The organism is Lysinibacillus composti (assembly GCF_016908465.1).
Lineage (GTDB): Bacteria > Bacillota > Bacilli > Bacillales_A > Planococcaceae > Ureibacillus > Ureibacillus composti_A.
Window position 1 is genome coordinate 149268 of the sequence record NZ_JAFBDY010000004.1, and the last position, 14914, is coordinate 164181.

Here is a 14914-nt window from a genome sequence, read left to right on the forward strand (position 1 = left end):
TTAAATTTTAAATTTATTCTATTATTAATAGGTAGGGATTGTTTTCACATAGAAAAAAGCAGATGAAGAATCTACTTACTTGTTGACACTTCAGCTGCTTATTCAAAGGTAGGGGAAATAATAAATTAAATTGCGATAATAATTGGTAAAATCATTGGTTTTTTCTTTGTTTGTTGATCTAGGTATTTGCCAACTTCTTTTCGAACTGCTTTACGCATACCATGAACATTGGCTTCTTTGAAATTTCCAATTGTCGACACGACAACTTGATTTACGTTGTTGATTAATTCCTCGGCATTTTTTGCATATACAAATCCACGGGAAATGGAATCTGGGGGAGATACGAGCTTACCGTCAGACTTATTAATAGTAATAACGATGACTAGCATTCCTTCTTCAGATAATTGTTTACGATCTCGTAAAACGATGTCTCCAATTTCATCATCGCCAAGACCATCCACATAAACATCCCCGGACGGAATATTTCGTGTTTGACGGGCTTCTGAATTTTTAATATCTACAACGTCCCCATTTTTGATAATAAACGTGTTCCCTTTTTCTACTCCTACCGCTTCAGCTAATTGGCGGTGTAGATGGAGCATACGATATTCACCATGGATCGGAATGAAATATTTCGGTTTCATCAAAGTTAACATTAATTTTAAGTCTTCTTGATAGCCATGCCCTGAAACATGCATACCTGTAATAGTTGAAGAACCATAGATTACATGGGCCCCTAATTGGAAGAGGTTATCAACAATTTTTGATACATCTTTCTCATTCCCGGGAATAGGTGAGGCTGCAAAAATAACTGTATCACCAGGGTATACCTTCACATCGCGATAGCTATTCCGTGATAATCGGGAAAGCGCGGCTAATGGCTCCCCTTGACTACCTGTACATAATATGACGATTCTTTCATTAGGGATATTGTTTATTTCCTTTGTATCTATAAGCATCCAGTCTGGGATATCTAAATATCCACGTTCTCTCGCAACAGCAACGACGTTAACCATACTTCGACCTAAGAGGGCAATTCTACGATTTGTCTTTAAGGCAGCATGAACAATTTGTTGCACACGATTAACATTTGAAGCGAAAGTTGAAATAATTATCTTTCCTTTTGCCCCCATAAATGCTTTCTCAATATGTCCTCCAACTTCCTGTTCAGAAGGAGTAAATCCAGGACGCTCTGCATTTGTACTCTCTGAAATTAACATCACTACGCCTTCGTTTCCAATTTCAGCCATTTTGTGAATGTCAGAGTGTTGGTCGTTAACTGGTGTCAAATCAAACTTAAAGTCTCCAGTATGGACCACCTTTCCTTCTGGTGTATTAAAGACGATTCCTAAACAATCAGGTATACTATGGCTTGTTTTGAAGAAGTTTACTTTAATTTCACCAAAATCCAATTCGGAATTCGAATCAATTTGAACCAGTGTTGATTCACGGAGAATTTTATGTTCTTTTAATTTCAATTCGATTAATCCAAGAGTAAAGCGGGTAGCATAAACTGGGACATTTAATTTCTTTAAAAAGTAGGGAATACCTCCAATATGATCCTCGTGCCCATGTGTTACAACTAGTCCTCGAATTTTGTTTCGATTTTCTTGCAAATAAGTAAAATCGGGGATGATTAAATCAACACCTAATAAGCTTTCATCTGCAAACTTCCCACCACAATCAATAATGACAAGATCATCACCATATTCTACTACGTACATATTTTTACCAATCTCATTTATGCCACCTAGGGCAAAAATTGAAAGTGCGTTTTCTCTAACAGACAAAATAATTACCTCTTTTCAATAACAAATTCTTTGAAGATTGATTCTCTAAGTTGAAATGGATGTTTTTGAAAAAGACTTCTTTTTTTGTTTCTTCCAACAATAGTATAGCTTTTTGCTTATTTTCTTATACGAAAGTTATATTTGAAGGAGCTTTTAAAAGAGATAATAATTTGTCGGTAAATTGTCTAATTATGTAATTAAATTAACAGTGCGTTTACATATCTATAGTATGATATTAGAAACAATTAAAAGGAAATAAGGTATGAATGAAGGTGAGTGGACCTTTTGAAATCGAAAAGTATTAAGTTTTGGGCAATTATTTTAATAATAATAGTATGTTTTACTACTACATTATTATTTAGTGCTCTAACCTATCAAAGTTTAAATCGAAACTTGGTAAACCAATATAAAAATGAATCTGAATATGTCTTAAGTCAAACATTGCTTAATTTTCAATATGAATTTTCGAACATTGAAACGTTTTTAGAGCAACTTAATCAATCTCTTCTATTGCTAAATAAGCATGAAGGAAATAGTAATGATATTACTTTGCTGCTTAAGCAATATCAGGACATGTCTCCATCTGGTGGAAGGTTAATTTTTGGTTTAGAGAACGGCGGATATTACCAAGCAAATGCAGGGAATTTTCCGTTTAGTTATAATCCAAAAGAATATAACTGGTATAAAGATGCGATTAGCAATAAAGGGGAAGTAATTTGGACTGAGCCATATTTAGATTTTGTTTCACCGAAAGTCATTATTTCTGCTGCGAAAGCAGTAGAGGGGCCAGAAGGAATTTTAGGTGTAATTTCATTAGATTTTAGTCTTGCAGAAATAAGTCATACAATTAGTAAATCAAAAGTTGGGGAAGATGGCTTAGTCATACTACTGAGTAGTAGTGGAACTATGTTAGCAAATGGCGATAATGTTATCAGCAACTCTTTATTTGGAAACCAGCATTTTGAAATGATAAAAGCAACAAAGGAGAGACATGTCCCATACGAAATTAACAATGAAAAATATCTGCTTCATTCGAACACAATTAAGCAAAACGGGATGACTATTGTTACTGCTATTAATGAAAAAGAGATTCGAAGTAATGTAATTAAAAGTCTCCTGCCTATTTTAGTAGCGGGTGTATTGTGTCTTGTATTATTTAGTTTTATCGCATATATCGGTACGTTAAGGGGAGTTAAACCACTAAAAAAATTAGGTACACTTATGGCTACTGTTGAAAGTGGAAATTATCATGTGTTTGCAAGAGAAAGAGATTATAAGGAAGTAGCTCGTTTAGCAAAAGGATTTAATAGTATGATCCAAGCCATTAAAAAACGGGATCGGGATTTGATCATTTCAAATGAGGAGCTTAAATCTACAGAAGAACGTTTACGCTCTAAATATGAGGAACTAAAAGAATCACAGAGAATTTTAAAAGCAAGTGAGGAAAAGGTAAAACAACTTGCCTCTTACGATTCGTTAACGGGTTTACTTAATAGAAGAAGTTTACTCGAAGTTCTCTATAAAGAAGTAGAAAATAATACTAACCAAATGTTAAAGGCAATTATTTTCCTTGATTTAGATAACTTCAAAGTGATTAATGATTCATTGGGACATTCATTCGGTGATAAGTTGATTATTGAAGTAGCAAAATTGTTAAACTCTATTTCCATAAAAAAGAAAGATGTTGCAAGAATTAGCGGAGATGAATTCATTTTATTATTTCATGATTTAAAATCGATTGAGCAAGTAGAATGGATTTCTAGCGAAATTATTAGTGTTTTTGATAGTCCAGTGGTTGTTAATGGAAAAAGCTTAAATATTAGTGCAAGTATTGGGGTTGCGATTTATCCTATTCATGCAACAACTACAGAAGAGCTATTAAAAATTGCAGATATGGCAATGTATCGTGCAAAAGAAACAGGAAAAAATGGATTCCAAATCTTTGATGAAGGTATGAAACATGAAGTCGAAGAAAAATTGAAAATTGAGCTTGGGATCCGTGAATGCTTAAAGAATAATGGTTTTGAACTTTTCTTCCAACCGCTTTATAATACACAGGCGAAAAGAATTACTCAGGTAGAAGCATTATTAAGAGTAAAGTCATCCGCACTTTCAGCATTTAATATCATGCAAATTATTCAAACAGCTGAAGTAACAGGGCAAATTATTGATATTGATAAATGGGTAATTCGTTCAGCTTGTGAATCTATTCAACGGATAAATCATTACTTGGACGAGCCTATAAACATCTCAATCAATATTTCACCTCTTCACATTATGCAGCAAGATTTTGTAAGAAATATTCGAGATATCATTATAGATACAGGGGTTTTTCCAGATTGGATTGAGCTTGAAATTACGGAAACTTCTATTATGAAATCCTTTGAAGTGAATAAAAGGAAATTAGAAGAATTAAAAAGACTTGGAATATCTATTCATCTGGATGATTTTGGAACAGGATATTCATCATTAAGTTATCTTAACAGCCTACCAATCGATCATTTGAAAATTGACAAGAGCTTTATTGATGCCATGCTACAATCTGAAAAGGAAAGAAAAATAGTTGAAACAATCATTAACCTTGCTCACAATATAGGCCTACATGTTGTTGCAGAAGGCGTCGAATATGAAGAACAATTTGATATGCTTAATAGCTACAATTGTGAGTTGATCCAAGGCTATTACATTAGTAAACCTGCCAATTTTGAGTATATTACTAGAACAATTAAACAATATAACGAAGAAGAAACCGTTAAAATTTAGAATCCACTTGTTGGATTCTTTTTTTTTTTCTTAGAAATAGAATGAAACTTTTATGAAATGAATAGATTGCTATAAAAGAAAACTATAACTGTTGTTTTTAATAGGACTAACTAAAAATTTTAAAGAGGTGGGCAGTCTTGAAGATTATCTTAATCGTTATACTTAGTATCATTTATTTATTCTTAGCTTTTTCAGTGGATCATATTGTACCAGCTAGAATCTTTTTATTCTTAGCTATTGCTCTGTTTATTTGGGGTTATTTTGAATATCGAAAGGAAAATTTCAGAAGGGAGGATGAATTAATAGAGGAAACGGAAAAAGAAATTTTACAATTTCCCCATACACAAAGGATTGTATCAGAAGATTATTTAACAGCACTATTATTAGATGAACAAAATAATAAAGTTTGTATTTTGAAGAAAGAAGACTATGATGAAAAATTCAGGGAAATAGAAGTTGATTTTCATCAACTTTATGAAGCAGCCATTGTAGAGGATGGTAAAATTCTAACATTATTCTCGAAAGGTGGATTTTTAGCAGGTTCTCTCCTAGAAGAAGGCGGTACTTCAGTTATTCATTTATCAGAAACAGAAGAGCAGAATGAAAAAGATGAGGAGGAAAATGATGGATTAGGAGACAGAGATGTAGAGGATGGAGTATTCAAGCTAAGCATAAAAATAGTCATCGATGACTTGAAAAAGCCAATTGTTGAATTTTCCTTCTTAGAAAGTGACGAACCAATTTTAAAAGATAGCGAAGAGTATAAAGATCTTTTAAAAGAATGTACGGAATGGCATCAAAAACTAAGTATTATTATTAAACGGTACGAGAAAGAGAGAGTACCTGTTACAAGATGGAGTTAAATTGATAAGTAAGGTGTGTAATGAAGGCTGAATTCATTGCACACCTTTTTTATGACAAAAATGCATGTTCCTTTTATGGGCGAATTGTAACAGCAGTACCGTTTGGGACAATACTTGCTAATTCTTCAACATCTTGATTGTACATTCGGACACAGCCTTTTGATACTGCATTTCCGATTGAACTTGGATCATTTGTACCGTGGATACCATAATGTTCTTTCGATAACGTTAGCCACATTGTACCAAAAGGTCCACCTGGATAAGGATGCCTATTGACAATAACAAAATCTCCGACTGGTGTTTCATAAAGCATTCTACCAACCGCTATTGGATACATCTTTTGTAATTCATTATTCCGATAAAGCTTAAGTGTACGATCATTAATCGAAACTTCAATACGATAGGGAATAGTATCAGGATCAGGCAAGCCTGGAATCTCAATTTGTTGACCTACATAAATCATATCTGGATTAATCGTTGGATTAGCACCGATGATAATTTGCAGTGGAGTACGATAATTTCTTGAGATTTGCAGTAATGTTTCACCCGGTATAACTGTATGAAGCATTTCAACATCTCCGTTCATTTTGTTATTCTCTCTAATCTATGAAGAAGTGGATGAGTCAGTTCCTTTTACTTAGTCATTTAATCTGCCAATGAAGTTCATTTCTTCATTCGTACATACTTAAAATCCATAAGGAATAAATTTACAAAATCTTAACATTACAAACTAATAGTATTAGTTATAATAAAACTAACGGCATTAGTTTCTAGAGGAGGAGTTAAGAGCTAGGGATCTTTTGGAGTATGGAAAAATGATGAAGCAATTTTATACTTTTATTGTTGGGATTCGTATTTGTTTTGGGTTGTATAAAATTTCTAGAAGGGAAGTTGATTATTTTGAAAGTACAAAAGTTTAATCGAATAGTTCAATTAACGCTATGGCCAAAATTATTTCCAATAAATTGTTACCTATATGAGGAACAAAATGAATTGACATTAATTGATACAGGTATGCAGGCAAGTTTTAAGGGAATTGTTGAAGAGATTCAAAGTTTAGGTAAACCTCTTACGAATATCATTTTGACACACGCCCATGGTGATCATCTTGGTGCACTAGATTTTTTAAAACAAGAATTCCCAGAAGTATGTGTATCTATCTCAGTCCGTGACAGTCGTTTAATGAAGGGCGATAAATCATTAGATCAAGATGAGCCACAAACCCCGATAAAAGGTGATATCCCTAAAAACCTAAAAACAGTGCCTGATCGATTATTAAAGGAAAATGATCTAATTGGCTCTTTAGTAGTGATTGAAACACCGGGCCATACACCAGGATCTATTTCTCTTTTTGATAAAACGAACGGAATATTGATGGCTGGAGATGCTTTACAGACGCAAGGGAAGATTGCGATTTGTGGTCAATTTGTTCCTCTTTTTCCGTTTCCGGCTTTTGGTACCTGGAACAAAGACTTATCCCTTGAAAGCGCCAAAAAGATTCTAAAGTTAAATCCTTCATTACTTGCAGTAGGTCATGGGCAAGTAATTGAGAATCCAGTACAAAATATTCAACAAGCTATTTTTGAAGCTGAGAAGAAATTGAAGAAGGTTGGAGCATAGATGTCACCAAGAGTTGGATTAGATCTATTGACTATTATCAATACAGCAGCGGAAATTGCAGATACAGATGGCGTAGACAATGTAACCCTTGCGGCTATTGCGAGGAAGTTAAATGTTCGTTCACCCTCACTTTTTAATCATATTCAAGGGTTACCAGAACTTAAAAGGCATCTTTCCCTTCGCGGATTAACATTACTAAATGAAAAATTAACCGAGGCAGCAAAGGGGAAAATGAAAGATGAGGCACTAATTTCAATGGCATATGGGTATCTAGAGTTTTCAAGGGAACATAACGGATTATATGATCTTACACTAAGTGCTCCTGAGCCAAATGACGAAGAAATGCAGACAGCAAGTAGAAAAATCATTCAACTACTATCAAACATTTTAAGTGACTATCATTTAACAAATGAAAATACAATCCATGCTATTAGAGCACTAAGAAGTATCCTTCATGGGTTCTCATCCTTAGAGCAAAAACAGGCTTTTAATTTAGCAGTTGAGCCTGAAGAAAGCTTTCAAGTGTTAATAGCTGGATTTATTTCTTATTTAAATCAATTAGGAAGCTAAACAGCACAATTTGTAAAGACAATTCCTTTTGAAAATTGAAGGGGGATTGTCTTTTTGTTTTTTAACATTAAAAAGAAAATAGGTGAAAAAAGACGCGTACTAATAGAATTTTTCTATCTACTATAAAATTTTTTCTATCAGTAAAAGTATTCAAATTTTAAAATTTACATGGTAGGATAAACGAAATTAAAAAGTTTACAATACCTATTTGTTTAATGCGGATAAAAAGGGGATAGGTCAATTTTTTAGCCACAAAACTAAGTATTCTTGTTGGTATTGTAATGATTAAAACTAAAGGAATAGAAAAGGGGTATTATCAATGAAGAAAACATGGTTATGGTCAATAAGTTCTGCGATTTTATTACTATCAGCTTGCTCATCAAATACTGCGACAGAAGAAAAAAAGGAAAAAGTTGCAACTAACGCTAATACAGAAGAAGTACAAAAAATTGTAGTAGGAACAGGTACGCAATTCCCAAATATTTGTTTTCTTGATGAAGATGGAAATTTAACTGGTTACGATATTGAGATGGTTAAAGCAATAGATGAAAAATTACCAGAGTATGAATTTGAGTTTCAAACAATGGATTTTCCTAATTTATTAGTAAGTTTAGAAACAGATAAAATTGATTTTGTTGCACATCAAATGGAAGTTACTGAAGAGAGAGAAGAGAAATATTTGTTTAACAAAGAGCCTTATAATGTATTTCCATTGAAAGTAACTGTTCATCAAGACAATGATGAAATTCAATCAATTGACGACTTGAAAGGGAAAAAAGTTGGAGCAACACCTACAAGTAGTTCTGCTGTACTTCTGGAAAAATATAATAGTGAACATGATTTGGGGGCAGAAATTGTATATTCGCAAAGCTCTGTTGACTCGAACCAACAATTAAAGACTGGTCGTATTGATGCTATTGTATCAACTCCATTTGCTGTAGATTTTGTCAACGAACAATCTGATGCCCAACAAAAGGTTGTGGGAGAAGCTTTATCAAGTTCAAAGGTATTCTTCTTATTCAATAAAGATGAAACAGCACTTGCTGATCGAATCGATGAGGCACTTGTTGAATTGAAAGAAGAAGGAGTCGTTAGTGAACTAAGCTTGAAATGGCTGGGAGCAGATTATAGCGTTGATTTTTAATACTAGATGTATAATTAGGTAAATACGTTTGAGAAGGGGATTGAATGGGAAATTTAATTTTCATCAGTACTTTATCAGAAGAAGATAAAGAGGCTGCTCGTGATGTGTTAATTACTAGCTATGAACAATATCGAGATAGCTTTAAAAGTCAAGAAGCGTTTAATAATTATCTATTAGATATTAAAAAATCATTAGATAACCCAAAGATTGAAAAAGTCTTAGTTGCAAAAGATGATACTCAGGCAGTGTTGGGAACTCTACAAATATACGCAAATAGTGAAGAAGCTTATGGGAGACCTGAATTAAATATTCATACCCCAATCGTTCGGTTATTAGGTGTACACCCTTCAGCTAGAGGTAAAGGGATTGCAAGAAAATTACTTCAAGAGAGTATTGAGTATGCAAAACAGAAAGGTGCAAAGAGTTTGTATCTACACACGGGTGATATCATGAAAGATGCAATCCGCTTGTATGAACGATTCGGATTCCAAAGAGATTTTGAAAAGGAATTTGGTAATCGAGGTAATTTAGTAATGTGCTATCGGTTTGATATTGTCTAGAATAACAAGTTTAAAACATATCTAAAAGACCCTCCCATATTATTGTGGGAGGGTCTTTAGTGTTATCGACATATAAGACAATCTCTACCTTTCCTTTTTGCCATATATAAGTTTTGGTCTGCCTGATTTACATTACTTAGTAAAGATAGATGATCATTCATTTCGGTTAGTCCAATGGAAACAGTAATTTGGATTGTTTTTGAATTGCCAATTGGAAAAGAGGCGGAGCGAATTTCTTGAATAATTTCTTCTATCATTTCTTTTGCTTCGTCATTAGTGGAATTACCAATGTAAATGATAAATTCTTCTCCTCCATATCGCCCTATTGTTACTCTCTCATTTCTATACTTAATTAAAATATTACTTAATAATACTAAAATTTTATCTCCAACTAGATGTCCATGTGTATCGTTAATTTGTTTGAAGTGATCAATGTCTAACATTGCTAAAAAGTGTTTAGGTTGGAGAGTGGTTATTTTTCTATGAACAACCTCATAAAACTTTCGTTTATTAAAGAGGTTTGTAAGCGGATCTTCTGTTGCTAATTTTTCAAGTTCTTCATTTAACGTGCGGCGTTGACGATCTTGTGTAATAAACATGTAAAGAATAGTTGCAGTAATAACAAAAGATGACCCTCGAATAAATGCAGTGCTTTTAAAAATCTCCCATCCATTTGGAATGATATAGATAATTGGAAAGTCGGAAAAGAGCCAACATGCAATAATAATTACAATGCCCTCTATATAATTTTTATTAAATTTAGAACGGTGGTGGAATGCCAGGGCGATGAGTGTTGGTCCAATCATCCCAAATAGTATACCAGGAACCATTCCTGCTCCTCCCATAAAGAACCGCCATACAGATGCAATAAGTAAAGTAGGGAGTGCTTTTTTCCAACCATGTATATAAGCAATAAATATTAATGGGATCATTCTCATATCCACCCAATAATGGTTGAAACGGATTGGTAAATAAAACATCGAAATAACAGCTACAGACCCTACAATAATCATTGTTATTTGAAACAATGAAGTAGGAATTTTCTTTTTATGATTCATTACCATAGACATGGATAAATGGAATAGTAAAATAATCGCTAAATTAGACAGGATGGACTGTAGCATCTTATTCAACCTTTCGGGAATATAAAAATAGATAAATGTTATTATAGATTGTTTAAATAGATAGTAATTAAATATTACCATAAATTTCTATTTATATAATGATTTTCACATATTATTCAATATTATTTTAAATTTAGTAGAGATGAAAAATTGGAATATTCAATAACAATCTATTAGTTAAAATAAATGATGTTATAATACTAGATGAAATAGAAAATTATGGAGGATGGGTATGAGGAAATATATAGGTGAAATAATGCTGATCACGACAGCAATTATTTGGGGTAGTGGTTTTGTTATGTCCGCACTTTCCCTTGATTATCTGTCCCCTTACCAGCTTTTGGCGGCAAGATTTTTAATTGGTGTCATTATTCTTAGTATTGTTTTTCATAAAAGACTTAGAAAAATAAAAAAGTCGACAATATTAAAGGGCACTGTATTAGGACTTTTTTTATATTTAGCGTTTGCTCTACAAACAGTTGGCCTACAATACACTACTGCGTCTAAGAATGCATTTATCACTGCAGTAAACGTAGTCATTGTCCCATTTATTGCATTTTTTATGTATAAAAGAAGGATTGATATATATGAACTAACTGGCGCATTTTTAGCGATTATTGGGATTGCCTGTTTATCACTTCAGTTTTCATCAGGAGTAAACATAGGGGATTTATTAACTTTAGCGTGTGCCTTCGGGTTTGCATATCAAATTTTTTATACTGCAAAATATGTAAAAGATGAAGATCCTATTTTGCTTACTGTTGTTCAAATGGCTGTTGCAGCAATTTTAGGTTGGGCAGTTGTCGTATTAAAAGGAGATACAAATTTTTCTTTTGAAATGGAAGGTGTATTGTCTACTTTATACTTAGGGGTCTTCTCAACAACTTTGGCTTATTGTTTACAAACCATCGCTCAAAAGTTTACGAATGAAACAAAAACAGCTATTATTTTATCGACTGAGGCCTTCTGGGGTATGGTTTTCTCTGTACTCTTCTTAGGTGAACTTTTAACACCAAGAATGGCAATCGGAGCAATAGTTATTTTAGGCGCCATTATCATATCAGAAACAAAGCTTTCCTTTATTAGAAAGAAGGAAACGAAAGAAGAACACAATGTATTATAAGAACCTGTCACTCCTACTTGTTGGGAGTACAGGTTCTTTTTATTATGTAATTCCCTTCTTAATGGTGACAACACTCGTCGTAAAACCAACTACCAATATAGTAATAATTGACAGTAATAATGTGCTAGTTGAAAGGAAAATTCCCCCTAAAAGGACTACAGCAGAATCGATGAAAAAAATGATGATCCCAACATTTACTTTCGTTTTATCAGAAATAAATTGGGCTAACAAATCGGTCCCACCGGTACTTGTATCGTGTCGAAGCATTATTCCAATCCCTAAACCAACAAAAAAGCCACCTAATATCGCACTTACCACACCATCTATTTGAAACATTCGAAGTGAAGTCTCAAGTGGCTTCAGTAAATCGATAATAAAAGATGAAATGAGTAATCCGTGTAAACTGTTAAAGAAGTAACTCCTATATTTATACCAAGCAATCATAAAAATAGGGATACTAAGCAGAATAAGCATGAGTCCAATTTGCCAGTGATAAATGTAATGTAAGATTAATGCTAGTCCAATTACACCACCATCAAGAATTTGATAAGGTGTTATAAATACATTTACACCAATAGCGACAAAGAAACTGCCAAGGATAATTGATAAGCCTTTCTTTATGATATACATGCATTCCCTCCAACAATTGGACATGCACATATTTTATGATTGAAGAAGTACGAAAATGTGTAACCGCAATTTCGTGAAAAATATAGTATGGATTTTCAACTTATCTTTTGAGCTTGTTTTGTTTCGAGTATTTTCCTGAAGTTTATTGTGTGATTTTTTTGGAAGTTAACAATAATAGTGAGTTTGCAACTTCTTTATCATCGACTTTTTATTTTGATAATTTGAACGTTCTTATATTCACACTAAAAAGGATGGAGGGAAAGGAATGAAGGAATTCAAAGTCACATACTTCTTTGATGAAAATCATTATGTAAGAAGATTTATTCATCTTGATTCACAACAGCAAGCAGAAGCACTTATTCAAAGTGAACGTGATCAATACATTTCCTTTACGGATAGTAGAGGAATATATCATGAATTGAATACTCGCAACGCACGGGTAATTCAAATTTCAGAATATCACCGAGTTGAAAAAATAAAAAATAATAATCGCACATAATTTTCGAGTTAAAAGGCATTATAAACTCATAACAATTTGGAGGTGTTTTTGATATGCAAAATAATAATGGTAAACGTTTCACAGAAGCAGGAACTGATATTGAGGAAGTAAAACGTCGTAATGCACAAGCAGGTAATGGTCAAGGATTAGGAAGCCAATCATTTGGTGGAACTACAGCATCTGGAACTAATATCCAGAAAGTAAGAGAAGAAATTGCGCAAGAAAGTGCACCATTTGGACAAGGGCAGTCATTCTCAAACCAAAGTCCATTAAGTCAACCATCAGCAGGTAAAACGATGGCTGGAACAAATATCCAACAAGTGAGAGAAGAAATTGCCCAAGAGAGTGCACCATTTGCTCAAGGACAATCATTCTCAAACCAAAGTCCATTAAGCCAACCATCAGCAGGTAAAACGATGGCTGGAACTAACATCCAACAAGTGCGAGAAGAAATCGCGCAAGAAAGTGCACCATTTGGACAAGGGCAATCATTCTCAAACCAAAGTCCATTAAGTCAACCATCAGCAGGTAAAACAATGGCAGGAACTGATATCCAAAAAGTAAGAGAAGAAATCGCGCAAGAAAGTGCACCATTTAGCCAAGGGCAATCGTTCTCAAGCCAACCATCAGCAGGTAAAACAATGGCAGGAACAGATATTCAAGAAGTAAGACAACAAAATGCTCAAGCTGAACGTGGTAAATTTAATAAATAATTTAAATAAACGCCTCTTATAAGGGGCGTTTATTTAATTATAAATTAAATTTGGAAATAATGGTTATATATAAAATGTACCGTTAGTTCTGATTTATACATTAAATAAAAAAATTCAATTCATAAAAATGGAGGATTATAAATGAATCAGCATCGCCTTACAGAAGCGGGAACAGATATTGAAGAAGTAAAAAGAAAAAATGCAGAGTCTGGTTTATCTTATAAAGAAGTATATGAATTACTAGCTAAAACTGGTGGACATAATACAAAGATTTACAGTGATACAGATACGGAAGAAGTAAAGCAAAAACTCCAATAATTATGAGGCATTCCAAACTTGGAATGTCCTTTCTTTTTTGCTTAGATAATATATTTTGGCGATTCATGAGAAGAATTGTTCAAATTTTTCTTAAACTAATATCTTGAGTTCGAGGGGATTTCGTATTAAAATTTATTAAACCCATAAATTAACTATGTTTTTATTTTTTAATAGTTAACTAGTTAACTTATATTTTAAGCATATCGTTAAATTAATTATAAAAAAGAGGTGTATGGGATGGCAAAGGTAAGCAATGAGGTAGCAAGAAAAAATACTAGTAATGACTTTTTTACTTCTTCTATCGGAAACAAAGAAGAACTACCAGTAGAAGCTGGGAGATATCGTCTTATATGGGCAGCAATTTGCCCGTGGGCACATCGTTCGGTTATCGTACGAAACCTTCTGGGTTTAGAGAATGTCATAAGTCTAGGTACAGTTAATTCGGTTCGTACAGAAAATGGATGGGAATTTTCGTTAGATGATGGTGGAATTGATCCTATTCTTGGAATCCGTTTCTTAAGCGAAGTATACGTGAATGCAGATCCTGAGTTTAATGGAAGATCAACAGTCCCAGCGGTTGTGGATGTTACTACGAAAAAGGTTGTACACAATGACTATTTGAACTTAACAAATGATCTTGAAACAGTTTGGAAACCATTCCACAAAGAAAATGCACCAGATATATATCCTGAACATTTAAGAAAAGAGATAGATGAATTAAATAAAATTTTTCACAACGATATTAATAATGGTGTTTATAAATGTCGATCTGCTCATTCACAAGAAGAGTATGAATTAGCTTATGAAACTTTATTTAATAGATTAGATGAACTAGAAAGTCGGTTATCCACTCAACGATATTTATTCGGTGACTTTATTACAGATTCGGATATACGCCTTTTTGTAACGCTTGTTCGCTTTGATGTAGTTTACCATTCATTGTTTAAAGCAAACCGTAATCGCTTAATTGATTTTCCAAATCTATGGGCTTATGCAAGAGATTTATATCAAACTCCTGGTTTTGGCGATACAACTGATTTTGAAGCAATTAAAAAAGGATATTATGCCTCTTCAAACGGAGAAGATAATCCATTAAAAATAGTTCCTAAAGGCCCTGATGTTTCTGGATGGAATACACCACATGGCCGTGAAAACTTAACAATAAATAATACTATTTTAGTAAGTAAGAAGAATTAG

At 33.3% G+C, this 14914-nt stretch carries 15 protein-coding genes; 11 read left to right on the plus strand and 4 right to left on the minus strand.

Features of this window, described 5'->3' with window-relative positions:
* Positions 1-125: 125 nt before the first annotated feature.
* Positions 126-1790: a ribonuclease J gene (locus JOD29_RS06925; RefSeq protein WP_124763878.1), complete on the minus strand. Its 1665-nt coding sequence runs from the start codon at positions 1788-1790 to the stop codon at positions 126-128.
* A 285-nt stretch (positions 1791-2075) separates the two neighbouring features.
* Here JOD29_RS06925 and JOD29_RS06930 point away from each other — a divergent pair, with 285 nt between their 5' ends.
* Entirely contained in the window at positions 2076-4553 is a 2478-nt protein-coding gene (locus JOD29_RS06930; RefSeq protein ID WP_158610533.1) for a bifunctional diguanylate cyclase/phosphodiesterase, read from the plus strand.
* A 137-nt stretch (positions 4554-4690) separates the two neighbouring features.
* Positions 4691-5416, plus strand: coding sequence for a hypothetical protein (locus JOD29_RS06935; protein ID WP_124763880.1), 726 nt, complete (start codon positions 4691-4693; stop codon positions 5414-5416).
* 73 nt (positions 5417-5489) lie between these two features.
* Here the strand turns inward: JOD29_RS06935 and JOD29_RS06940 are convergent, their stop codons facing one another.
* Positions 5490-5984: a L,D-transpeptidase family protein gene (locus tag JOD29_RS06940; RefSeq protein ID WP_124763948.1), complete on the minus strand. Its 495-nt coding sequence runs from the start codon at positions 5982-5984 to the stop codon at positions 5490-5492.
* Between the two features lie 332 nt (positions 5985-6316).
* Here JOD29_RS06940 and JOD29_RS06945 point away from each other — a divergent pair, with 332 nt between their 5' ends.
* The 4 genes from JOD29_RS06945 (at position 6317) to JOD29_RS06960 (ending at position 9310) form a co-directional block, all read left to right on the plus strand.
* Complete coding sequence (locus JOD29_RS06945) at positions 6317-7036, plus strand: MBL fold metallo-hydrolase (protein ID WP_124763881.1); 720 nt, start codon at positions 6317-6319, stop codon at positions 7034-7036.
* On the plus strand, positions 7037-7606 hold the full coding sequence (locus tag JOD29_RS06950) for a TetR-like C-terminal domain-containing protein (protein ID WP_124763882.1): 570 nt from the start codon (positions 7037-7039) through the stop codon (positions 7604-7606).
* A 319-nt stretch (positions 7607-7925) separates the two neighbouring features.
* Entirely contained in the window at positions 7926-8750 is an 825-nt protein-coding gene (locus JOD29_RS06955) for a transporter substrate-binding domain-containing protein (protein WP_124763883.1), read from the plus strand.
* 44 nt (positions 8751-8794) lie between these two features.
* The gene (locus tag JOD29_RS06960; protein WP_124763884.1) at positions 8795-9310 is read left to right on the plus strand and encodes a GNAT family N-acetyltransferase; all 516 of its coding nucleotides are present in this window, start codon (positions 8795-8797) and stop codon (positions 9308-9310) included.
* Between the two features lie 62 nt (positions 9311-9372).
* Here JOD29_RS06960 and JOD29_RS06965 read toward each other — a convergent pair whose 3' ends face one another.
* Positions 9373-10434: a GGDEF domain-containing protein gene (locus tag JOD29_RS06965; RefSeq protein ID WP_158610534.1), complete on the minus strand. Its 1062-nt coding sequence runs from the start codon at positions 10432-10434 to the stop codon at positions 9373-9375.
* A gap of 232 nt (positions 10435-10666) precedes the next feature.
* Here JOD29_RS06965 and JOD29_RS06970 point away from each other — a divergent pair, with 232 nt between their 5' ends.
* Entirely contained in the window at positions 10667-11557 is an 891-nt protein-coding gene (locus JOD29_RS06970; protein WP_124763886.1) for a DMT family transporter, read from the plus strand.
* A gap of 42 nt (positions 11558-11599) precedes the next feature.
* Here the strand turns inward: JOD29_RS06970 and JOD29_RS06975 are convergent, their stop codons facing one another.
* The gene (locus JOD29_RS06975; RefSeq protein WP_124763887.1) at positions 11600-12187 is read right to left on the minus strand and encodes a YitT family protein; all 588 of its coding nucleotides are present in this window, start codon (positions 12185-12187) and stop codon (positions 11600-11602) included.
* 265 nt (positions 12188-12452) lie between these two features.
* On the opposite strand from JOD29_RS06975, the gene JOD29_RS06980 reads away from it, so the two are divergent.
* The 4 genes from JOD29_RS06980 (at position 12453) to JOD29_RS06995 (ending at position 14914) form a co-directional block, all read left to right on the plus strand.
* The gene (locus JOD29_RS06980) at positions 12453-12686 is read left to right on the plus strand and encodes a hypothetical protein (protein ID WP_124763888.1); all 234 of its coding nucleotides are present in this window, start codon (positions 12453-12455) and stop codon (positions 12684-12686) included.
* A gap of 53 nt (positions 12687-12739) precedes the next feature.
* Positions 12740-13399, plus strand: a complete 660-nt coding sequence (locus tag JOD29_RS20410; RefSeq protein WP_239585607.1) for a hypothetical protein — start codon at positions 12740-12742, stop codon at positions 13397-13399.
* 141 nt (positions 13400-13540) lie between these two features.
* Positions 13541-13717 carry a gamma-type small acid-soluble spore protein gene (locus tag JOD29_RS06990; RefSeq protein WP_124763889.1) on the plus strand — a complete coding sequence of 59 codons (177 nt, stop codon included), beginning with the start codon at positions 13541-13543 and terminating at the stop codon, positions 13715-13717.
* A gap of 237 nt (positions 13718-13954) precedes the next feature.
* Entirely contained in the window at positions 13955-14914 is a 960-nt protein-coding gene (locus JOD29_RS06995) for a glutathione S-transferase family protein (protein WP_124763890.1), read from the plus strand.

Coding starts and splice junctions, on each gene's coding strand:
- JOD29_RS06940 (WP_124763948.1), bottom strand. CDS start 5,984: ATGCTTCATACAGTTATACCGGGTGAAACATTACTGCAAATCTCAAGA.
- JOD29_RS06950 (WP_124763882.1), top strand. CDS start 7,037: ATGTCACCAAGAGTTGGATTAGATCTATTGACTATTATCAATACAGCA.
- JOD29_RS06955 (WP_124763883.1), top strand. CDS start 7,926: ATGAAGAAAACATGGTTATGGTCAATAAGTTCTGCGATTTTATTACTA.
- JOD29_RS06960 (WP_124763884.1), top strand. CDS start 8,795: ATGGGAAATTTAATTTTCATCAGTACTTTATCAGAAGAAGATAAAGAG.
- JOD29_RS06965 (WP_158610534.1), bottom strand. CDS start 10,434: ATGCTACAGTCCATCCTGTCTAATTTAGCGATTATTTTACTATTCCAT.
- JOD29_RS06970 (WP_124763886.1), top strand. CDS start 10,667: ATGAGGAAATATATAGGTGAAATAATGCTGATCACGACAGCAATTATT.
- JOD29_RS06975 (WP_124763887.1), bottom strand. CDS start 12,187: ATGTATATCATAAAGAAAGGCTTATCAATTATCCTTGGCAGTTTCTTT.
- JOD29_RS06980 (WP_124763888.1), top strand. CDS start 12,453: ATGAAGGAATTCAAAGTCACATACTTCTTTGATGAAAATCATTATGTA.
- JOD29_RS20410 (WP_239585607.1), top strand. CDS start 12,740: ATGCAAAATAATAATGGTAAACGTTTCACAGAAGCAGGAACTGATATT.
- JOD29_RS06990 (WP_124763889.1), top strand. CDS start 13,541: ATGAATCAGCATCGCCTTACAGAAGCGGGAACAGATATTGAAGAAGTA.
- JOD29_RS06995 (WP_124763890.1), top strand. CDS start 13,955: ATGGCAAAGGTAAGCAATGAGGTAGCAAGAAAAAATACTAGTAATGAC.